The organism is Streptomyces sp. NPDC047525 (assembly GCF_040643025.1).
Classification (GTDB): domain Bacteria; phylum Actinomycetota; class Actinomycetes; order Streptomycetales; family Streptomycetaceae; genus Streptomyces; species Streptomyces durmitorensis.
The window spans coordinates 125,205-146,188 of sequence record NZ_JBEYTL010000011.1 but is presented as its reverse complement, the minus strand read 5'-3'; the positions used below and the strand labels follow the sequence as shown (position 1 = coordinate 146,188).

Here is a 20,984-nt window from a genome sequence, read left to right as displayed (position 1 = left end):
CGGGGCCGGAAGCAGCGCCGGAACCGGGGACATTCACCCCGGCTCGACACCTACCCCCACGAGCTCCCCCGGTATTCGATTTCGTGCATGTGACAGACACATGTCAAGGCGCCAACTCCCTTGATCTACGCCTGTAGAGCCGCCAGTCTGCTGTTCGCGCCGAGAGCGGAACGCACCGCTCCCGGCTGTGTGTGCGATCACGCACACGCCCCCACAGTTGCGCCGCCCGACCCAGGGCGCGCGCCGCCTATGAGGAGGACTCCCTCGTAATGGCAATGCTGCGCAGCAAGAAGACTGTGATCGCCGCGGCGATCTCGACCGCCACCGCCGCCACGCTGTTCGGTGCGGTCACCGCCCTTCCGGCCCAGGCCGCTCCCGCCGAAGGCACCGTGATCGGGGCCGGTTCGGCCGACGCCGTCAAGGGCAGCTACATCGTCACCCTGAAGAAGAACTCGGACTTCAGCGCCGCCTCGACCCAGGGCAAGGGCCTGATATCGGAGTACGGCGGCTCGGTGAAGAAGACCTTCAAGTCCGCCCTCGACGGATACACCGTGGAGCTGAGCGCGGCGGAGGCGAGACGTCTCGCCGCCGACCCCGCGGTCGCCACGGTCGAGCAGAACCAGCGGGTCAAGGCCGACGCGACCCAGACCAACGCTCCCTGGGGTCTGGACCGCATCGACCAGACGAGCCTGCCGCTGTCCGGCACCTACACCTACCCGGACACCGCGGGCTCGGGCGTCACCGCGTACGTGATCGACACCGGCGTGCGCATCACGCACTCCGAGATCAGCGGGCGCGCGGTGAACGGCTACGACGCCGTGGACGGCGACACCACCGCCCAGGACGGCAACGGCCACGGCACGCACGTGGCCACCACCATCGCGGGCAAGACGTACGGCGTCGCCAAGAAGGCCAAGATCGTGGCCGTCCGCGTGCTCGACAACAACGGCTCCGGCACGACCGCCGGTGTCATCGCGGGCATCGACTGGGTGACGAGCAACCACGCGGCGGGCGCACCCGCCGTGGCCAACATGTCGCTCGGCGGCGGGGCATCCACCTCGCTGGACAACGCGGTGAAGAACTCCATCGCCGACGGCGTCAGCTACGCGGTCGCCGCGGGCAACGAGGGCGTCAACGCCTCCTCGTCGTCCCCGGCGCGGGTCCCCGCGGCCATCACGGTCGGCGCCACCAGCAACACGGACGCCAAGGCCAGCTGGTCCAACTACGGCTCGGTCCTGGACATCTTCGCGCCGGGTGTCTCGATCAAGGCGGGCTGGAACACGAGCGACACCGCCACGAACACCATCTCCGGTACGTCGATGGCCACTCCGCACGTCGCGGGTGCCGCGGCGGTCTACCTCGCGGGCCACACCTCGGCCACGCCGGCGCAGGTCTCCTCGGCGCTGGTGAACGGAGCCACATCGGGCAAGGTCACGAGCCCGGGAACCGGTTCGCCGAACAAGCTGCTGAAGATCGTCCCGTAGCGGCTGGTCCGATCGGCTCGTAGTACCTCGTAGTACCCCGTAGTACCCCGTTCCCCGGAGGCAGCCGGCGCCTCCGGGGAACCTGGCGTCGTACACGGGCCCCGATGACCACCGGATCGTGGCACCGGGAGCGACGGGGCCTGAGCGGACCGTGGGCCATGAGCGGCGGATGCGGTGCGAGGTGCGGATGAAGCAGCCGGGCGGTTCAGCCCCTCCGGCGTTTGAGGAGCGGGGTCTGGGGCGGAGTCCCGGTTTCGGGAAGGGGTGGGCTTGAGGAAGGCCCCGCAGGGCTCCGCCTCAGCCCCAGCCCGGCCGCCACCAGCAACAGCCCGCCCAGCATCACGAAGGGAGCCGCGACCCCCGCCACCCCGGCGATGAGCCCCGCCCCGGCAGGCGCAGCCACCTGCCCCAGCCGGTTCCCCGTGAGCCGCAGTGCGAGAGCCGTGGACCGCGCCCCCTCCGGAGCCGCCTGCACAACCGTCGTCATCGACAGCGGCTGCCCGACCCCCAGACAGAACCCGAGCAGCACCAGCATCACCCCGAGCCCCCACACCGGCACGGGCAGCGCCACCCCCGCGCACAGCACGGCGGCCAGCAGACACGTGACCACGATCAGCACCGTACGGCCGAGAAGGTTGATCAGCGGTGTCATCACCAGACGGCAGGCGATCGTCGCGGCGGCCCGCAGCGAAAGGAGCACCCCGACCGTCGCGGGCGCGATGCCCCGGTGCTCACCGACCACCGGCAGGTAGGCCGTGAGGATGTCCGTGGCGGAGAGCACCGCGAGGCTGATGAAGATCCCCGCGGGGACGCCACGGGTACGCAGGATGCCGAGCACCGGGACCTTGTCGCCCCGCTCGGCCGAGGCTCCGGCGGGACGCACGTGCTCGATGCGCCACAGCGAGGTGAGCGAGACCGCCGCGACCGCTCCCGAGACGAGCAGGGCGAGGGAACTCGTGCGCCCCATGTCCCCGCCGATCAGGGAGCCCGCGGCGATCGGCCCGATCAGCTGCCCGAGCGAGGCGCCGATCGTGAAGTGGCCGAAGTTGCGGTCCTGTTCGTCGGGAGCGGACTGCCGCGCGACGATCGACTGGGCGCCGATCACGAAGCAGAGGTGGCCGAGGCCCATCACGCCGCTCCAGGCGGCGAGCGCGCCGAGCGAGCCCGCCGTGCCGCTCAGCGCGCACCCTCCCGCGATCAGGACGACGCCGACCGGGAGGAGCGGCGCGCACCGCCCGTGGTCGGTCCTGCGCCCGAGCGGCACGGCGGCGAAGAGCGGGAGCAGGGCGTACACACCGGCGATGACGCCGATCGCCCGCTCGTCGGCGCCCAGCGAGAGGGCGCGGTAGGAGACAGCCGGACGCGCCATCGACACCGCCCCCTGCGCGAAGCTGAAGGCGATGACGAGGCGCAGCAACCAGGCGCGGCCCGGTGTCGATGGCATCAGATGATGCCGAAGAGGATTCCGGAGCCGAGCACCACGAGCGAGGTGAGGACGGCCCATTTGACGGTGAACTTGGTGTGGTCGCCGAACTCGACCTTGGCCATGCCGACGAGGACGTACACGGCGGGCACCAGCGGGCTCGACATGTGCAGGGCCTGGCCCGCGATCGAGGCGCGGGCGATCTCCAGGGTGCTGACGCCGTGCGCCTGGCCCGCCTCGGCGAGGACCGGGAGGACACCGAAGTAGAAGCCGTCGTTCGACATGAAGTACGTGAGCGGCAGCGACAGGAGGCCGGTCACCAGGCCCATCTGCGGGCCCATGCCCTCCGGGATCGCGTCGACGAGCCAGGTGGCCATGCTGTCGACCATGCCGGTGCCCTGGAGGACGCCGGTGAAGACGGCGGCCGCGAAGACCATGCCGGTGACGTTGAGGACGTTCTCCGCGTGGGCGGCGATGCGGGCCTTCTGGTCCGGCATGTGCGGGAAGTTGACCGTCAGGGCGAGCGCGGCGCCGAGCAGGAAGAGGACCGGGATCGGCAGCCACTCCATGATCATGGCGGTGAGCAGGACCACGGTGAGACCGGCGTTGAACCAGTACAGCTTGGGGCGCAGGGTGGAGCGGTTGGGGTCGAGCCCCTGGAAGCCGTCGTCGTCATCGGCGTCGTCGGAGGCTTCGGAGACCTCGGAAGCGTCCGTTCCGGACCCCGCTCCCCCGGTGGTCTTCTTCGTGAGCGACATACGGCCGCCGGTGCTGCCGCCACCCGCACCCACCAGAACCGTCTCGCTCGCCGTCTCCTTCTCCAGGACCTCGTCGAGGGAGAGCGTGCCGAGCCGCTTGCGCTCCCGCAGGCCCAGTGCGTACGAGAGCAGGAAGACGGCCACGAGGCCCATGGCGAGCGCCGGGATCATGGGGACGAAGATGTCGGCCGCGTCGACCTTGAGCGCGGTCGCGGCGCGGGCCGTCGGTCCGCCCCAGGGCAGGGTGTTCATGACGCCGTTGGCGGTGGCCGCGACGCCCGTCATGACGACGAGGCTCATCTTGAGGCGTTTGTAGAGCGGATACATCGCCGAGACCGTGATCATGAAGGTCGTCGAGCCGTCGCCGTCGAGCGAGACGATGGCGGCGAGCAGGGCGGTGCCCACCACGATGCGCACCGGGTCCGCCTTGCAGAAGCGCAGGATGCCCCGGACGATCGGGTCGAAGAGGCCGACGTCGATCATGACGCCGAAGTACACGATGGCGAACATGAGCATGGCCGCCGTGGGCGCCAGATTCCCGACGCCTTCGAGGACGTAGTCCCCGAGATGGGCTCCCTTTCCTACGAACACGCAGAAGAGCGCGGGGATCAGCACCAGTGCCGCGATCGGCGACATCTTCTTCATCATGATCAGCACCAGGAAGGTGGCGATCATGACGAATCCGAGGATTGTCAGCATGGGGGCTACCTAACGTTCACCATCGAACTCCCACCAGGTCTGGCGGTCCGGTTGACGTTAGGACCCGCTTCGATCCGTTAACAAGATGTTGACGTGCGAGCAATAAGCGCAAAACTCCAGGTCAACGAGTTGCTGCCGGAGCTGCCTGCGCCGCCGCCGGAACAAGGGGTGTGAGGGTCACCGGGAATCCGTTCAGCACGGACGTCCCGGAGAGCGGGTCGAGGAGGGTCCCGTCCAGGAGTTGGTTCACATTGGCCCCGGGGTTCTCTGCCGCGACGGCGAGGCGCGTGCCGGGGCGGTCGTGACCCCAGCCGTGCGGGAGGCTGACCACTCCGGGGCGCACGGCGTCGGTCACCTCCACGGGGACGGTGAGCTGCCCGCCCGCGGCAGCCACGCGCGCGTGGCTGCCGTCCTCGATGCCGATGCGGGCCGCGTCATCGGGGTGGACGTGCAGGGTGCAGCGGTTGGTGCCGCCGGTGAGGGTGCGGACGTTGTGCATCCAGCTGTTGTTGGAACGCAGATGGCGGCGCCCTACGAGGACGAGCTCGTCCGGGGTGGCCCGCAGCGCGCCCGTGAGGCGGGGCAGGTCGTCCGCGATGGGGCCCGGGAGGAGTTCCACCCGTCCGCTGCGTGTCCTGAGGACCTGCGGGAGGCGGGATCGCAGCGGGCCGAGGTCGATGCCGTGCGGGTGGGCGAGGAGCCGCTCCAGGGTCAGGCCGTCCTCGCGTACGCCGAATCCGTCGCCGTAGGGGCCGAGCCGCAGCATGAGGTCGAGCCGCCGCTCGGGGCCGCTCTCGCCGGTGAGGAGAGCGGCGAGTTCCTTGGGGTCACGGCCGTGCACGGCCGAGTGCGGCTCGGTGACGGCCTTGCCGAGCGTCCTGTCGACGACCATCGCGTCGACGGCGGCCGGGTCGCCGCCGTGCATCCCGCTCGCGGCGAGCACGAGCCGGGCGAGGATCTCCGTCTCGGGGATCCTGCCGTCCGTCAGGGGCAGCGCGGCGGGAGTGTGGCGCACCTGGTTGTGTACGGCGAATCCGTTGAAGGCGAAGTCGAAGTGCGGGCTCTGGGAGGGCGGGGGCGGCGGCAGGACCACGTGGGCGTGGCACGAGGTCTCGTTCAGGTACGGGTCGACGCTCACCATGAAGTCGAGCGAGGCCAGCGCCTTGTCGAGGCGGTCGCCGTCGGGCGCCGAGAGGACGGGGTTGGCCGCGATGGCCACGACCGCGCGGATCGCGCCGTCGCCGGGGGTGTCGATCTCCTCGGCGAGCGCGGCGATCGGCAGTTCGCCCTTGGCCTCCGGGTGCCCGCTCACGCGGCTGTGCCAGCGGCCGAGCGCGAATCCCTTGCCGGGGCCCGCAGGGCGGGGCGCGCGGTCGGTGGCGGAGAGCGGGAACAGGGCGCCGCCGGGCCGGTCGAGGTTGCCGGTCAGGACGTTCAGGACGTCGACGAGCCAGTTGGTGAGGGTGCCGTAGGCGACGGTGCTCGCGCCCACGCGGGCGTAGACGGCGGCGGTGGGCGCCGCTGCCAGCTCGCGGGCGAGGGCGCGGATGGTGTCGGCGGGCACGTCGCAGGCCGCGGTGACGGCGTCGGGGGTGAAGTGGCGTACGGCATCGCGCACGGCGTCGACCCCCTCCACCTGCTCCTCCAGCACGCCGAGGTCGGTGAGTTTCTCCTCGAAGAGGACCTGGACCATCGCCGCGAGCAGCAGGGCGTCCGCGCCGGGCCGGATCGCGAGGTGCCGGTCGGCGAGCTTCGCGGTGCGGGTGCGGCGCGGGTCGACGACGGTGAGGGTGCCGCCCCGCGCGCGCAGCGCCTTCAGCTTGCCGGGGAAGTCCGGTGCGGTGCAGAGGCTGCCGTTGGAGTCCAGGGGGTTGGCGCCGAGCAGGAGGAGATGGTCGGTGCGGTCCAGGTCGGGCACGGGGATGGCGAACGGGTCGCCGAAGAGGAGCCCGCTGGAGACGTGCTTGGGCATCTGGTCGACGGTGCTCGCGGTGAAGACGTTGCGGGTGCCGATGGAGCTCAGGAGCACGGGCGGGTAGAGGCCGCCCGCCATGGTGTGCACGTTCGGGTTGCCGAGCACCACGCCGACCGCCTGCGGCCCGTACTGCTCGATCAAGGGGCGCAGCCCTGCGGCGACGGCGTCGAACGCCTCGTCCCAGCTTGCCTCTTGGAGTACGCCGTCCTTGCGTACGAGCGGCCCCTTCAGGCGGTCGGGGTCGGAGTCGGCCTCTCCGAAGGAGGCGCCTTTGGGGCAGATGAAGCCGTGGCTGAACACATCGTCCCGGTCCCCGCGCGCACCAGTCACGCGGGCGCCGTCGGCGCCGTCGGAGGGCCCTTCGATGGTGAGCGTGAGCCCGCAGGTGGCTTCGCAGAGGGGGCAGATACGCAGGGCGGTGCGGGCGGTGCTGGGCATGGAGGACCCTCCAGGGCGGCGGCGACGGCGCACGTGCGCTCTCACCATACCGACCGGTATGCATGCCGTCAGGCCCCCTGAGGGGTCAGGTCGCGAAACCGCGAGCCCTGCCCGCCCGGCCTCTCCCCCGCCCCATGGCCCGGTTCAGTCCAGTGACCCCGCGAAATACGAGTGCAGCAGGATCCGCGTCTCGTCGATCAGGTCGGGATCGCCCGACGGATGCGCGCGGAAGGCGAGTTGGAGGACCGCGTCCACCGCTTCGACACCGACGAGCACCGTGCGGCGCAGCTTCTTGTCCAGCGGCCGGTCGAGGTGGGCGGCGAGCAGTCCCGCCACCCGCTCGGCGACGTCCGAGTTGGCGTCGGGCATCGCGTCGGGGGCCGAGGGGATGCCGAAGTCGACCAGGCCGAAGCCGGGGACGCTGCGCTTCATCGCGAGGTACTCGTCGAAGGCCGCGTCGACGGCGCCCCGCCAGTCGCCGCGCTCCACCCCGGTCATGCGCGCCGCCACGCGCTCTCCGTAGGCGTCGAGATTGCGGTGGGCCAGGGCGTCGGCCATGGCCCGCTTGTTGCCGAAGAAGCGGTAGACCGAGCCGATCGGGACGCCCGCGCGCTGGGCCACGGCGCGGGTGCTCAGGCCTTCGTAGCCGACCTCGTCCAGGAGGTCGGCGCAGGCGTCGAGGATCCGGGTCAGACGCTCGGCACTGCGCTCCTGCACGGGCACGCGGCGCAGGGTTTTCGGGGGCGGCGGAGGCTTCTGCTGATCACGGTGGGACATCCCCGGGAGAGTAGAGCATTGTTCACATCCATGGATCCCCCTTGCGGAAGGAAAACGTGAATCCTACGGTGACCCATAGGAATCGTTGACGAGGGAGCGATGATGAGCCGGGAACACACCAGCGACGCGAGCCGTGCGGACGCCAGCGGCGCGCGCAAGACGGCGGAGGCACTGACGTACCTCTCCGGCTTCGGCAACGAACACAGCTCCGAAGCGGTGCCCGGCGCCCTGCCGCACGGCCGCAACTCACCCCAGCGCGCACCGCTCGGGCTGTACGCGGAGCAGCTGAGCGGCACCGCCTTCACCGAGCCCCGCGCGCACAACCGCCGCTCGTGGCTCTACCGCATCCGCCCCTCCGCCGCGCACCCCGCGTTCACGCGGGTGGACAACGGCACCCTCAGGACGGCGCCGTTCACGCAGGTCCCCGACCCCAACCGGCTGCGCTGGAACCCCCTCCCCGAGCCCGCCCCCGGCACGGACTTCCTCGCGGGCCTGTGGACCCTGGGCGGCAATGGCGACGCCACTCAGCGCACCGGCATGGCCGTGCACCTCTACCACGCCAACTCCTCCATGACGGACCGGGTGTTCAGCGACGCGGACGGCGAACTCCTCGTCGTCCCCGAGCGGGGCGGCCTGCTGCTGCGCACGGAGTTCGGGCTGCTGCGCGCCGAGCCGGGCGAGGTGGCGCTGATCCCGCGCGGGGTGCGCTTTCGCGTGGAGCTGCTCGACGAGAGCGCCCGCGGGTACGTGTGCGAGAACTACGGGGCGGCCTTCCAGCTTCCCGACCTCGGCCCGATCGGCGCGAACGGCCTGGCCAACGCACGGGACTTCAGGGCTCCGGTCGCCGCGTATGAGGACGACGAGCGGCCGGTCGAGGTGGTGAACAAGTTCTGCGGGAACCTGTGGCGGGCGACGTACGACCACTCGCCGCTCGATGTCGTCGCCTGGCACGGCAACCACGTCCCGTACGTCTACGACCTGCGCCGCTTCAACGTCCTCGGCACCATCAGCTACGACCACCCGGACCCGTCGATCTTCACGGTGCTCACCTCGCCCTCCGACACCCCGGGCCTGGCGGGCGTGGACTTCGTGGTCTTCGCGCCGCGCTGGCTGGTCGGCGAGGACACCTTCCGGCCGCCGTACTTCCACCGGAACGTGATGAGCGAGTACATGGGCCTGATCGAGGGCGCGTACGACGCGAAAGCGGAGGGCTTCGTGCCCGGCGGCGGCTCGCTGCACAACATGATGTCGGCGCACGGCCCCGACCGGGACACCTTCGACAAGGCATCGGCCGCCGAGCTGAAGCCGCAGAAGATCGACGACGGGCTTGCCTTCATGTTCGAGACACGGTGGCCGGTGACGGCGACCGAACAAGCAGCTCAGGCCTCCCATCTGCAGCGCGGATACGACGATGTGTGGGAAGGTCTGGAGCGCCATTTTCGAGACTGATTCGGAGAGACCGTGACCGCTTTCGCCCCGGACTCGATCGTCCTGAATCGCAAGCTGCCGCTCTGGTATCAGGTGTCGCAGTCCCTGCGCGCCTCGATACTCGGCCGCGTGCCCGACGCCCCGCTCCGGCTGCCCACCGAGGAGCAGCTGGCGGGGCACTACGGCGTGAGCGTCCTGACCATGCGCCAGGCGCTCAAGGAGCTCGAGGACGAGGGTCTGATCACCCGGCACCGGCGGCGCGGCACGTTCATCGAGCCCAGCGCCCACCGCGGCTCCCCGGTCCGGCTGCTCGGCTCGGTCGACGCGATCGTGGCCCAGCAGTCGGGCATGAGCACCCAGCTGCTCGCGCACGGCACGGCTCCGGTCTCCGGCGAACTCGCCGAGCACTTCCCGGATCTGACCGAGGTGGCGACCTACCACCGGCTGCGCAGCGACGAGAAGACGGGCGAACCGACCAACCACGCCCACAACTTCATCCGCCCCGAGCTCGCGGAGCGCATCGACCTGGACGATCTGGCGCGCTGGCCCATGACCAAGGTCCTGCGCGACGTCGTGGGCGTCCGCATCAGCCGCATCACCGACACCGTCGAGGCCACGCTGGCCGACCCGGAGACGGCCCGCCTGCTCGAAGTTCCGCTGCTCAGCCCGATCCTGCACTACACGGGCATCACCTACGACGCGGAGGGGCGCGCCCTGGACGTGGCGCGCATCCACTACCGCGGCGACCGCTTCTCCTTCACGGTCACCCTCGACGCGACGTAAGGGTCTCGACGTACGATGCCGGGCGTGACGCACGACGAAGCGGCGCTGCTCGCCGACCTCATGCCGTGGTCCGTCGCACCGCTCCGGCCGGGCCGCGGGTGGCCGATGGGGCCGGACGCCGCATCCCTCAGAGCCCGTTGGGCCGCGTTCCTGCGGGCGGACACCGCGGAGCGCGAGAAGCTCCTCTCCCCCTCGCGCTCGCGCACCCTGCACACCGCGGTCTCCCAACTCCCCGGCCACCAGGGCGCGACGCTCCCGCTGGCCGCCGAGTCGGGCCCCTGCCCCGATCCGGTGCGCGTCCTGCACGGCCCCTTCGACGAGCAGTGGCTGATCCCGGACCACCGGCTCATCGACGCCGCCCGCCCGGAGCTGTGGCGCGTCGCGGGCGAGGGGCAGCTGTTCCTCGTCGAGCAGGGGTACGTCACCGGCTCCGCGGGACCCGCGGTGCTCGCCTCCGCCGTGCTGCCGGACGGCCGCTCCCCCGCCGGACGGCCCGGACGCATCCGTCCGCTGTTCCGCCGCCCCGGCGGGCTCGAACCCAATGTGACGCCGGGGCTGCTCGGCCATCTCTCCGACGCCCTCGGCCAGGACGTCGCCGCCGGGGATCTGCTGGCCTGGACGCTGGCCGTGGCGGGGGCGTCGCCGGCCGGGTGCCGGGTGCCGCTGACGTCCGACGCCGCGATCTGGGCGCGGGGCACTGAGCTCGGGCGCCGGGTGCTCGCGCTCCAGGCACGCGGTGACGGGGCGCGGCCGAAGCTTCCGGGCGGACGGCGGCCCTACGTACGGGCTCCGCTGCCCGCCCGCCCCGCGGAGCTCTCGTACGACGCCGACGAAGAGGCGCTGTGCGTGGACGAGGGGCGCATCTCGCCGGTGCCGCAGGAGGCGTGGGACTTCGAGGTGAGCGGGGTGCGCGTGCTTGAGCTGTGGTTCGAGCGGCGCATGGCCGCCGGTGAGGCGGGCTCCCTGGAGGCGATCCGTCCCGCGGAGTGGCCGCAGGCGTGGACGTCCGAGCTGCTCGAACTCATCACGGTGCTCGCACTGCTGGCAGAACTCCGGCCGCTGCAGGAGGAGTTGACGGAGTCGCTCAAGGAGGCAGGTCCCGGCATCCCGGCCGACGCACTGCGCCGGGCTGGCGTGCTTCCCGCACCCGACGCCGCGCGGCGCCCCGCATCGGTGCTCGACCACCGCGAGGAGGGCCCCGGCGGCCAGTTCGCCCTGATCTGAGCCACCGGGCGCCGCGCCCCTCCGGGGCGCTCCTCTAGCCCTGCCCGCCCTTCCGGACCCCGCCCGACCCGAGCAGCGCCACCAGACCGGCGACCTGCAACAGGGCGAGTACGGCGACCCCGGTACGGAAGCCTGCCGCTCCCCCGCCGCCCACGCCGTACGCGAGCGCCGCGATCGCGGGGCCGACCGTGAAGCCGAGGGTGCGGAAGGTGTTGCCGATGCCGCCGATGGTGCCCACCAGGTCGGGCGGTGCGGCGGACAGGAGCGAGGCGTTGACCGGCGTGCCGAACAGCGCCTGCCCCACGCCGATCAGGGCGAGCCGCCAGGCGATGTCGAAGAGCCCGGCGCCCGAGCCGAGCGTCAGCATGCTCAGCAGGCCGCCGATCACCAGGATCAGTCCCGCCGCCCCCAGGAGCCTGCCGGGCAGCCGGTCGGCGAGCCGGCCGCTGACCGGCGAGCAGAGGGCCACGGCGCCGATGAAGAAGACCATCGCGAGGCCGGTCGTCGAGGCGCTCCCGTGCAGGACGTCGGCGACGTAGAACGGCAGCAGGAAGTAGGAGAGCCCCACGAACGTGCCGGTCAGCAGGAGCGAGAGGACGGGCAGGCCGATGGCCCTGCGCCGCAGGAGCCCGGTCACCGGGCGCGCCGAGCGCAGCCGCGTCCACCACACCGCGAGCGCGGCGGCGGCCACCGAGAACACCGCGGCGACGACGGGCTGTTCGGCCTCGATCCGGTCGAAGGCCACCAGGAGCGCGGTCACCGAGCCGCCCAGGACGAGGCCGTCGCCCACCAGGGACCGGTCGGGCCGGGTCAGCCCGCCGCCCGTGGACGGGATGAAGCGCGCCCCGAGCCAGATCACCACGATCAGCACCGGCACCTTCATCAGCATCACGGGCCGCCAGCCGTACGCGTCCGCGACGAACCCGCCGAGGGACGAGCCGCCCATCGAGCCGATCGGCATGATCGTGGCGATGTAGCCCATCGCGCGGCCCCGCTGCTCGGGCCGTACGACCGCGGCGACCACCGGCAGGTAGACCGCCACGGCCACGGCTCCCGCGACGCCTTGCAGGACGCGGGCGGCGAGGAGCACGGGGAGGTTGGGCGCGAGGGCCGCGAGGATGCTGGTGAGCCCGATCGCCGGTACGGAGAAGAGGAACACGGCACGGAGGTCGACCCGGTCCGTCCACCGCCCCGCGGGGATCGCGAGAGCGGCCGTGGGCAGGGCGTAGGCGAGGAGCACCCACTGGGTCGCCGAGGTGCCGACACCGAGGTCGGTGCCGATCGCGGGCAGCGTCACGGAGGAGAGGCTCAGCTCCAGGGTGACCATCAGCATGGCGAGGGCCATGACGGCGACCGGCGTCCAGCGGGTCTTCGTGAGGGCGGTCTCGGCGGGGGGTGCGGTGTCACAGGTCGCGTGCGTCATGGGGTCGACGCTAGGAACAGGGGCCTGTGCGCCGCCTCTGTCGTACGACTGGGAATGACCGGGCGGACGGAACCCGGTCGGACCCCGGTCGGACCCCGGTCACCGCCCCGTCATGATCCCGGTCGTCCGACAGAGGCCGCGGACCTGGGTCGTTCCCTAGATTTCCGGGTGTCAGCACGACACCGAGCACGGACACCGGCACACCGGCCACGGAACCAGGGAGGACCCCATGACCACGACCAGGACCACATCCACGACCACGACCACGACCACGCAGCGCCTTCGGGTGGCGGTCATCGTCGGCAGCACCCGCGAGGGCCGCTTCGCGCCGACCGTCCGCGACTGGTTCGTCTCGGTCGCCGCACAGCGCGACGACATCGCAATCGACGTGATCGACCTGGCGGGCGGCGAGCGCCCGGAGATCCTCGGCAGCGAGGTCGCCCCCGTCGTCGGCTCGATCACCCCGCGGCTCGCGGCGGCGGACGCGTTCGTCGTCATCACGCCGGAGTACAACCACAGCTTCCCGGCCGACCTGAAGCACGCGATCGACTGGCACCTGGACGAGTGGCGGGCGAAGCCGGTGGGCTTCGTCTCCTACGGCGGTGTCGCGGGCGGGCTGCGCGCGGTGGAGCAACTGCGCCTGGTCTTCGCCGAACTGCACGCGCCGACCATGCGCGACACGGTCAGCTTCCACGGCGCGTGGCACCGGTTCGGCCCGGACGGGCAGCCGCACGACGCGGAGGGCCCGGCCGGTGCGGCGAAGGTCATGCTCGACCAGCTCGCCTGGTGGGCCGTGACGCTGCGCGACGGCAAGGCGGCCCGCGCCTACACGGCGTAGCCCCGCGCACCCCTCTTCTTCCTTACGACGAAAGCGAGTTGACCATGCGAGCGATCCGACTGCACGCCTTCGGCGGGCCCGAGAACCTGCGCCACGAGGAGGTCGCCGACCCGGTGCCGGGCCCCGGCCAGGTCCGTATCGCCGTCGAGGCCGCGGGAGTCCACCTCCTCGACACCGCGCTCCAGAAGGGCGCGGCCGACGAACTTCCCTTCCCGATCCCCGAGTTGCCGATGACGCCGGGCCGGGAGGTGGCGGGCGTCGTCGACGGCCTCGGTGAGGGAGTGGACCAGGAGTGGCTCGGACGGCGGGTGGTGACGCACCTGGGCCTGGTCAACGCGGGCTACGCGGAGCTGGCCGTGCGCGAGACGGACGCGCTCTTCCGGCTGCCCGACTCGCTCTCGTACGAGGCCGCGATCGCCATGGTCGGCACCGGCCGGATGGCGCTGGGCATCCTGCACGTCGCCGCGCTCGAACCGGACGACGTGGCGCTGGTGACGGCCGCGGCGGGCGGCATCGGCACGCTCCTGGTGCAGGCCGCGCGGAACGCGGGCGTGACCGTGGTGGGCGCGGCGGGCGGCCCCGAGAAGACCGCACGGGTGCGGGAACTGGGCGCGGACGTGGCCGTCGACTACAACGAGCCCGACTGGCCGGAGAAGGTGCGCGCGGCGCTCGGCGGCCGCGAGGTGAGCGTCGCCTTCGACAGCGTGGGCGGCGAAGCGGGGCGTGCCGCGCTCGAACTCCTGGGCTTCGGCGGCCGGTTCGTGATGTACGGATGGTCGTCGGGCAATCCCACGGAACTGGGCACCAAGGATCTCCAAGGTCGTCTCCTGACGGCGACGTACGCCCTGGGCCCGCGGATCGCGCGCGTCCCCGGGGGCCTGCGCGGCCTCCAGGAGCGGGCGCTCGATGAGGCGGCGCGCGGCACGCTCGTACCGGCGGTGACGACGTTCCCGCTGCGGGATGCGGGAGCGGCGCACGCCGCGCTGCTGGGGCGGGGGACGGTCGGCAAGGTGGTCCTGAAACCGTGACCGGACGAGAACTCCGATGACTCAGCCAGCTCGATGACTCAGCCGACTCAAGGGAGAACCTCATGACTGCCACTGCTCCGACGACGATGCGCGCCGTCGCGTTCACGGCCCACGGCCCGGCGGAAGTACTGCGCCCGGTGGACCTTCCCGTCCCCGAGCCAGGTCCTGGTGAGGTCCGTGTGCGGGTAAGGGCGGCGGGGGTGATGCCCTTCGACATCGGGCTGCGGGAAGGGGTGATCAGACCGCCGGGGGCGGTGTTCCCCGTCGTGCCGGGCAACGAGTTCGCGGGGACGGTCGACGCGCTCGGCTCCGGGGTCACGGGGTTCGGGCCGGGCGATCCGGTGCTCGGCTTCTCCCTCCTCGGTTCGTACGCGGAGTACGTCGTGGTCCCGGAGGAGAATCTGGTCGCCAAGCCGGACGTGATGGGGTGGGCGGAGGCGGGCGGCTTCTCCGGGAACGCGCAGGGCGCGCACCTGGCGCTCGGCGCGATGCGCGTGGGTCCCGGCGACACGGTCCTGATCAACGCCGCTGCGGGCGGACTCGGCACGCTGGCGGTGCAGTTGGCCAGGGCGTGGGGCGCGACGACGGTCATCGGCACGGCGAGCGAACCCAACCACGACCATCTGCGGGCGCTGGGCGCGATCCCCGTGACGTACGGCGATGGCCTGGAGGAGCGGGTGCGTGCGATCGCCCCGGAGGGCGTGGACGCGGCGCTCGACGGGGCGGGGGCGGAAGCGCTGCGCGCGTCGGCGGCGGTGGCCAAGTACCCCGACCGGGTCATCACGATGGTCGCGACGGAGGAGGCCCGCCGCCTGGGCCTCCCCGAACTCGCCGGCGCGAGGACCGCGTCCCGCCTGGCGGAGATGACCGAGCTGTACGCGAAGGGGGCGCTGCGGCTGCACATCCGCGCGGAGTACGCGCTGGAGCGGGCGGCGGACGCACAGCGGGACGTGGAGCGGGGGCATGGTCGCGGCAAGGTGGTCCTGGCGGTGGGCCGTTGACCCACGGATCTGCTGCCCCGGGGCTACGCCTCTGCCCCCGCGGGCCGACGCCACCAAGGCTTCGCCTCTGGACCGCTGTTCTGCTGCGCCCGTCAGGTGTGACCGCCTGGACCGCCGCTTCGCGGCGGATGTCTCCCGCCCACCCACCCGTCTACCCTCCAGGGCAATCGCGTGGGTGGGCGGGAAAGATCCGGCGCGAAACGGCGGCCCGGAAAGCCCCCCGGCGAACACGGCGGCACCGGCCCCAAGCAGCCGCCCGCAAGGAGGCACCCCCGGCACCCGGTTCCCCGCAGCCCGCCGCGAGGCGCCCCCGCCCGTTAGGGTCGGTTCATGCTCTACGGACGCGCCGGCGAAACCGCTCAGCTGGAAGAACTGCTGGCCAAGGCCCGGCAGGGACACAGTGCCGCCCTCGTCGTACGAGGAGAGGCCGGCATCGGCAAGTCGGGGCTCCTCGAACACGCCGCTCTCCAGGCCACCGCCCACGGCATGCGCCTGCTGCGGGCAACCGGCATCGAGGCCGAGAGCGAACTCCCCTTCGCCGGACTCCACTTGCTCCTGCACCGCGTCACCGACCGGATCGACGACCTGCCTCAGCCGCAGGCCAAGGCCCTGCGCGCCGCACTCGGCCTCGCGACCGGTGACGCGCGGGCCGACCGCTTCCTCATCGGCCTCGCCGTGCTGACCCTCCTGGCGGACCTGGCGGGCCCCTCCGAAGAGGGCTCTCTCCTCTGCCTCGTCGACGACGCCCAGTGGCTCGACCAGGCCTCCGCCGACGCCCTCCTCTTCGCCGCCCGGCGCCTCGCCGCCGAAGGCGTCGTGATGGTGTTCGCGGCCCGCGACGCGCACGCACCGCCCTTCCCGGCCCAGGGCCTGCCCGAGCTGCGGCTCACCGGACTCGACGACGAGGCCGCGGGCGAACTCCTCGCCGAGCACGCGGGGGATCTGCCCGCCTACGTACGCGAGCAGATCCGCAGCGAGTCCGGCGGCAACCCGCTCGCCCTGCGCGAGCTGCCCGCCGCCCAGCGCGAGGGCCACATACCCGCCTACGGCCACCACTTGAGCTCCCTGCCGAGCCACTCCCGCCTCCTGCGGACCTTCGCGGACCGGATGTCCGCGCTGCCGCGGGCCACCCGTTCCCTGCTGGTGGTCGCGGCGGCGGAAGGCACCGGCGATCTGACCGTGACGGCGGCCGCCGCGAGCAAGCTCGGCGCCACCGTCACCGATCTGGAGCCCGCCGAGCGCAAGGAGCTGCTCAGTCTCGACGGCGGGCGGCTCACCTTCCGGCACCCCCTGATCCGCGCCGCCGCCTACCAGAGCGCCCCGGTCGGCGACCGCATCGCCGCGCACCGCGCGCTCGCCGACGCACTGCCCTGCGTGGGCAACATCGACCGCAGGGCCTGGCATCTGGCGGCCGCCACCACGGAGCCCGACGAGTACGTCGCCGGGATCCTGGAGCAGACCGCCGAACACGCCAGGGCCCGCGGCGGCTACGCGGCCGTCGCCGCGGCCTGCGAGCGCGCGGCCCAGCTCAGCCCGGACGGCACCCACCGTGCCCGGCGTCTCGCGCTCGCCGCGTCGGCCGCCGCGGACGCGGGCCAGAACGAACGCGCCGCCGAACTCGCCCTGCGCGCAGCCCCGCACCTGACCGACCCGGCCGTCCTGGCGCAGCTCGCGCAGGTGCGCGCCGCCGTCGCCCGCGAGCAAGGGCGCCTCGACGCCTCGTACTCGGTGCTTCTCGACACGGCCGCCGAGATCGCCCCGCACACGCCCGAGACGGCGGCGTTCATGGCGTACGAGGCGATGACCGCGGCCTGGCTCTCCGGGCACCGGCAGTCGATCGACGAGATCAGCGCCCGGCTTGCCGGACTCGACCTCAAGACTCCCCCGCACGCCCTGCCCTACCTGCCCGCCGCACAGGGCCTCGCCCGGCTCGCGGCGGGCGACCCGGGCAGCGGACTCCCGCCGCTGCGCGCGCTGTTCGACAGCCTGCGGGCCGAGCGCCACGACCGCGGGCACACCCTGCGCGAACGCGTCTCGATCGCCTCCTGGTTCGCGCCGCTCGGCGAGCTGGAAACCGGCAACGACCTCGCCGCCGAGCTGGACCGGGAGTGCCGCGAGCAGGGCGCGCTCGGCCCGCTGCCGCTCGTGCTCCTCATGCGTACCCGCGCGCGGATCTTCCTGGGCCGCCACAGCTGTGCCCTGACGGGCGCCGCGGAAGGGCTGCGGATCGCGCAGGACACCGGACAGCCGCACTACGTAGGGCAGTTGTCGGGCGTCCTCGCCTATCTCGCGGCGCTCGAAGGCGACGAGGAGCGCTGCCGTGAGCTCGCCGCCAAGGGCGAGCTGCGGCAGGTCATGCCGGGCCAGGTGTGGGGCGGGATCGCGATCGCGATGCTGGAGCTGGGACTCGGCCGCCACGCATCAGCCCTGCGTGCGTACGAGGACGTCGCGGCGAGCCCGTCCGGCCACACGATCGTCGTCCTGTACTGCGTGCCGGACCGGGTCGAGGCCGCCGTGCGGGCCGGACGGGCCGATTCCGTGCGGGAGCCTGCGAGGGTCTTCGCCGAGTGGGCCGACCGCACGGGGGCGGCCTGGGCGCGGGCCCTCGCCGCCCGCTGCCGCGCGCTCCTCGCCCCGGAGGCCGAGGCAGGAGCGGCGTACGAGGAAGCCATCGCGCTGCACACCGACGACGGCCGCCCCTTCGAACGGGCCCGCACGGAGCTGCTCTTCGGGGAGTGGCTGCGCCGCGCGGGCCGCAGGAGCGAGGCCCGTACGCCGCTGCGCTCGGCCCTCGACACCTTCGAGCTGCTCGCGGCGCCGCCGTGGGCCGAGCGGGCCCGCGCCGAACTGCGGGCCACCGGCGAGAGCCGGGCGCGGCACACCGGCGACGCGGCGCCCCTGGAACGGCTCACCCCGCAGGAGCGGCAGGTCGTGCGGCTCGCGGCGACCGGCATGACCAACCGGGACATCGGCGCCCAGCTCTTCCTGTCGCCGCGCACGGTGGGCTACCACCTCTACAACGCCTATCCCAAGCTGGGCGTGGCATCGCGCGGCGAGCTCGGCCGGCTCGAATTCCGGGACCAGGAGGAGGCCCCGGCGTGAGCGGCGGCGTCGGGCCCGAAGGTGCCGCTCAGGCGAACGAGTCCAGGAGCCGGTTCATCATCCGCTCGAACAGCTCGTCGGCGTCCCCCGGCGCGGGCCCCTCCGTGAGCGCCGCCGCGAGCCGCGGATAGGCCCCGTCGGCGACCTGCCCGGCGAGATACGCGAACCGCACCTGCTGCTCCTGCTCCTCCGTCCACGGCAGGGCCCGCGCGCGCTCCGCCATGGCGAACTCGTTGACGACGTACGTCATGACCGAGCCGTTGACCATCCCGATGAGTTCCATCTTGGTGCCGTAGGGCGCGTCGAGCCCTTCCAGGGCGCCGAGGCAGTGCTCCAGGTAGCGCAGGGCGTTCGGGCTGAAGCCGTAGAGCGCGGACATGATCCGCGGCAGCCACGGGTGGCGCCGCATCATGGCGCGCGTCTGGCGGCCGAGCGCCAGCATCTCCGCACGCCAGTCGCCGTCCCCCGGTCCCGCGGGCAGCTCGTACTCGCCGCTCACCGCGTCGACCATCAGCTCGTACAGGTCTTCTTTGCGCGGTACGTAGTTGTAGAGCGACATGGTTCCGCAGCCGAGCTCGCCCGCGACTCTCCGCATGGAGACCGCTTCGATGCCGTCCGCGTCGGCGATGCGGACGGCTGCCGCCGCGATGTCCGCCCTGCTGTACGCGGGCTTCGGGCCACGGCCCGCACGCTCGGGGCGCGCCCAGATCACTTCCGGTTCGGCCGCTCGGCCCGCCATTGATCATCACCTCGCCCTCCATGTTAGTTACGTACAGCGTACGTAGTGAGGTACCGTGCGGACATGACTTCTACGTACGCTGTACTTAGTGAAGGTCTGGAGAAGCGCTTCGGGGACGTCCACGCCCTGCGAGGGCTCGACCTCGCCGTTCCCGAGGGCACTGTCTGCGGGCTGCTCGGCCCCAATGGAGCGGGCAAGACGACGGCGGTGCGGCTGCTCACCACGCTCCGGACACCGGATGCCGGGACCGCGCTCGTCGCGGGGCACGACGTGGTGCGGGAGGCCGCCACGGTGCGGCGCCTCATCGGGGTGACCGGGCAGTACGCCTCCGTCGACGGGGATCTGACCGGGCGGCAGAATCTGCGGCTCTTCGCCCGGCTGCTGCGGGCGCCGCGGGCGCGGGGCGATGAGCTGCTGGAGCGGTTCGGCCTGGTGGACGCCGCCGACCGTCCCGCTCGCACCTACTCCGGCGGGATGCGGCGGCGGCTCGACCTCGCGGCGAGTCTTCTGGTGCGGCCCCGCGTCCTCTTTCTCGACGAGCCCACCACCGGGCTCGATCCGCACAGCCGGGGCGGCATCTGGGAGGCCGTACGGGACCTGGCCGCCGAGGGGACGACCGTGGTGCTGACCACGCAGTATCTGGAGGAGGCGGATCAGCTTGCCGACGAGGTCGTCCTGATCGACGGGGGGCGGGCGGCGCATCGCGGTACGCCCGCCGCGCTGAAGGCGCAGATCGGCAGTTACGTCGAGGTCGTCCTGGCGCAGGACGCGGCGGCGCAGGCGCTGGTTGCTGCCGCGGTCGTGCTCGACCAGTTGACCGGCTCCGAGCCCGTCCTCGACGCGGTGCGCCGGACCGCGGGGGCGGTTGCCCTCGATCCTTCGCTGACGCTGCCCCGGATCGTTCGTGAGCTGGACTCCGCCGGAGTGCCTGTCGTCGACGCGACGCTTCGGGCCCCGACTCTCGACGAGGTCTTTCTGCGGCTCGTCGCTCGCGTCTCCTGAACCGCCGCTTCGCGGCGGATGTTTCCCGCCCACCCACCCGATCACCCCGAAGGGGATCCCCTTGAGCGCCATCCTCTACGACGGCACCGCCGTCCTCGGCCGGCATCTTCAGCGCATCAGGCACGCGCCCGCCATCCTCCTCATGACGCAGACGATGCCCATCGTCTTCCTGCTCTTCTTCGGCTACGTCTTCGGCAGCGCCCTGGCCATGCCCGGCGCCGACTACCGTGCCTTCCTCGTCCCGGGCATGCTCGTCGCGACCGCCGCGAACGGCATCATGACCGGCATGTTCACCGCCGCCCAGGACTCCCACCGGGGCGTCATGGACCGGTTCCGCACGATGCCCATGAGCCGCTCGGCCGTCCCGCTCGGGCAGGCCGCCGCCGATCTGCTGACCACGGCCGTGGGGCTCGTACCGCTGATGCTCGTCGGGGTCGCCATGGGCTGGCGGATCGAGGGCGGCCCGCTCCAGGCCCTGGGCGCCTTCTTCCTGTTGCTGCTCTTCCGATTCGCGACGACCTGGGTCGGCATCCTGCTCGGGCTCGCGTCGCAGAGCGAGGAGGCGGCGGGGCAGCTGGGCGGCGCGACGTTCATGCTGCCGCTGCTCTCGAACGCGTACATCCCCGCCGACGGGCTCCCCGGGTGGCTGCGCACCATCGCCGAGTGGAACCCGATCAGCGCGGTGGCCACAGCGGTGCGCGATCTGTGCGGCAACGCGCCCGTGCCGGAGGGTGCCGCCTGGCCGGTGGCGCACCCCGTGGCCGGGGCGATCCTCTGGTCGCTCGCGCTGCTCGCCGTGTGCGTGCCGCTCGCCGTCCGCCGGTACACGCGCGGGGGACGGTGAGCGGACGGCCGCGCTCTC

Annotated in this window: 16 protein-coding genes; 10 read left to right on the top strand and 6 right to left on the bottom strand. The window is 72.4% G+C overall.

The genetic code is table 11. The annotated features are described in order from the left end of the window. Positions 1-269: 269 nt before the first annotated feature. Positions 270-1,484 carry a S8 family peptidase gene (locus ABZ833_RS29855; RefSeq protein ID WP_361052723.1) on the top strand — a complete coding sequence of 405 codons (1,215 nt, stop codon included), beginning with the start codon at positions 270-272 and terminating at the stop codon, positions 1,482-1,484. A 205-nt stretch (positions 1,485-1,689) separates the two neighbouring features. Here ABZ833_RS29855 and ABZ833_RS29850 read toward each other — a convergent pair whose 3' ends face one another. The 4 genes from ABZ833_RS29850 to ABZ833_RS29835 form a co-directional block, all read right to left on the bottom strand. Next, positions 1,690-2,928 (bottom strand): MFS transporter, encoded by a 1,239-nt coding sequence (locus ABZ833_RS29850; protein WP_361052720.1) that lies wholly within the window; start codon positions 2,926-2,928, stop codon positions 1,690-1,692. Beyond that, the gene (locus ABZ833_RS29845) at positions 2,928-4,364 is read right to left on the bottom strand and encodes a citrate:proton symporter (protein ID WP_361052717.1); all 1,437 of its coding nucleotides are present in this window, start codon (positions 4,362-4,364) and stop codon (positions 2,928-2,930) included. The genes ABZ833_RS29850 and ABZ833_RS29845 overlap by 1 nt, the downstream gene beginning before the upstream one ends. Positions 4,365-4,485: 121 nt before the next feature. Continuing rightward, positions 4,486-6,777, bottom strand: a complete 2,292-nt coding sequence (locus ABZ833_RS29840) for a molybdopterin oxidoreductase family protein (RefSeq protein ID WP_361052714.1) — start codon at positions 6,775-6,777, stop codon at positions 4,486-4,488. A gap of 144 nt (positions 6,778-6,921) precedes the next feature. Beyond that, positions 6,922-7,554 (bottom strand): TetR/AcrR family transcriptional regulator, encoded by a 633-nt coding sequence (locus ABZ833_RS29835; protein WP_361052711.1) that lies wholly within the window; start codon positions 7,552-7,554, stop codon positions 6,922-6,924. A 102-nt stretch (positions 7,555-7,656) separates the two neighbouring features. Between ABZ833_RS29835 and hmgA the strand changes: the two genes are divergently transcribed. The 3 genes from hmgA to ABZ833_RS29820 are packed head-to-tail and all read left to right on the top strand — an operon-like array spanning position 7,657 to position 10,989. Further along, the gene (hmgA, locus tag ABZ833_RS29830) at positions 7,657-9,003 is read left to right on the top strand and encodes a homogentisate 1,2-dioxygenase (RefSeq protein WP_361053021.1); all 1,347 of its coding nucleotides are present in this window, start codon (positions 7,657-7,659) and stop codon (positions 9,001-9,003) included. 12 nt (positions 9,004-9,015) lie between these two features. Continuing rightward, on the top strand, positions 9,016-9,765 hold the full coding sequence (locus ABZ833_RS29825) for a GntR family transcriptional regulator (RefSeq protein WP_361052708.1): 750 nt from the start codon (positions 9,016-9,018) through the stop codon (positions 9,763-9,765). Between the two features lie 15 nt (positions 9,766-9,780). Further along, on the top strand, positions 9,781-10,989 hold the full coding sequence (locus tag ABZ833_RS29820; RefSeq protein ID WP_361052705.1) for a type ISP restriction/modification enzyme: 1,209 nt from the start codon (positions 9,781-9,783) through the stop codon (positions 10,987-10,989). Between the two features lie 34 nt (positions 10,990-11,023). Here the strand turns inward: ABZ833_RS29820 and ABZ833_RS29815 are convergent, their stop codons facing one another. Next, positions 11,024-12,412, bottom strand: a complete 1,389-nt coding sequence (locus ABZ833_RS29815) for an MFS transporter (protein WP_361052702.1) — start codon at positions 12,410-12,412, stop codon at positions 11,024-11,026. 229 nt (positions 12,413-12,641) lie between these two features. On the opposite strand from ABZ833_RS29815, the gene ABZ833_RS29810 reads away from it, so the two are divergent. The 4 genes from ABZ833_RS29810 (at position 12,642) to ABZ833_RS29795 (ending at position 18,381) form a co-directional block, all read left to right on the top strand. Further along, entirely contained in the window at positions 12,642-13,250 is a 609-nt protein-coding gene (locus ABZ833_RS29810; RefSeq protein ID WP_361052699.1) for an NAD(P)H-dependent oxidoreductase, read from the top strand. A 44-nt stretch (positions 13,251-13,294) separates the two neighbouring features. Next, a complete protein-coding gene (locus tag ABZ833_RS29805) occupies positions 13,295-14,278 on the top strand; it encodes a zinc-binding dehydrogenase (protein ID WP_361052696.1) in 984 nt (327 codons plus the stop codon). 62 nt (positions 14,279-14,340) lie between these two features. Next, complete coding sequence (locus ABZ833_RS29800) at positions 14,341-15,279, top strand: NADP-dependent oxidoreductase (RefSeq protein ID WP_361052693.1); 939 nt, start codon at positions 14,341-14,343, stop codon at positions 15,277-15,279. A 330-nt stretch (positions 15,280-15,609) separates the two neighbouring features. Beyond that, entirely contained in the window at positions 15,610-18,381 is a 2,772-nt protein-coding gene (locus ABZ833_RS29795) for an AAA family ATPase (protein WP_361052690.1), read from the top strand. Positions 18,382-18,409: 28 nt separating this feature from the next. Here the strand turns inward: ABZ833_RS29795 and ABZ833_RS29790 are convergent, their stop codons facing one another. Continuing rightward, positions 18,410-19,120 (bottom strand): TetR/AcrR family transcriptional regulator C-terminal domain-containing protein, encoded by a 711-nt coding sequence (locus tag ABZ833_RS29790; RefSeq protein ID WP_361052687.1) that lies wholly within the window; start codon positions 19,118-19,120, stop codon positions 18,410-18,412. Positions 19,121-19,183: 63 nt separating this feature from the next. Here ABZ833_RS29790 and ABZ833_RS29785 point away from each other — a divergent pair, with 63 nt between their 5' ends. Further along, the gene (locus tag ABZ833_RS29785; RefSeq protein ID WP_361052684.1) at positions 19,184-20,122 is read left to right on the top strand and encodes an ATP-binding cassette domain-containing protein; all 939 of its coding nucleotides are present in this window, start codon (positions 19,184-19,186) and stop codon (positions 20,120-20,122) included. Between the two features lie 61 nt (positions 20,123-20,183). Continuing rightward, positions 20,184-20,966 carry an ABC transporter permease gene (locus ABZ833_RS29780; RefSeq protein ID WP_361052681.1) on the top strand — a complete coding sequence of 261 codons (783 nt, stop codon included), beginning with the start codon at positions 20,184-20,186 and terminating at the stop codon, positions 20,964-20,966. Positions 20,967-20,984: the final 18 nt, after the last annotated feature.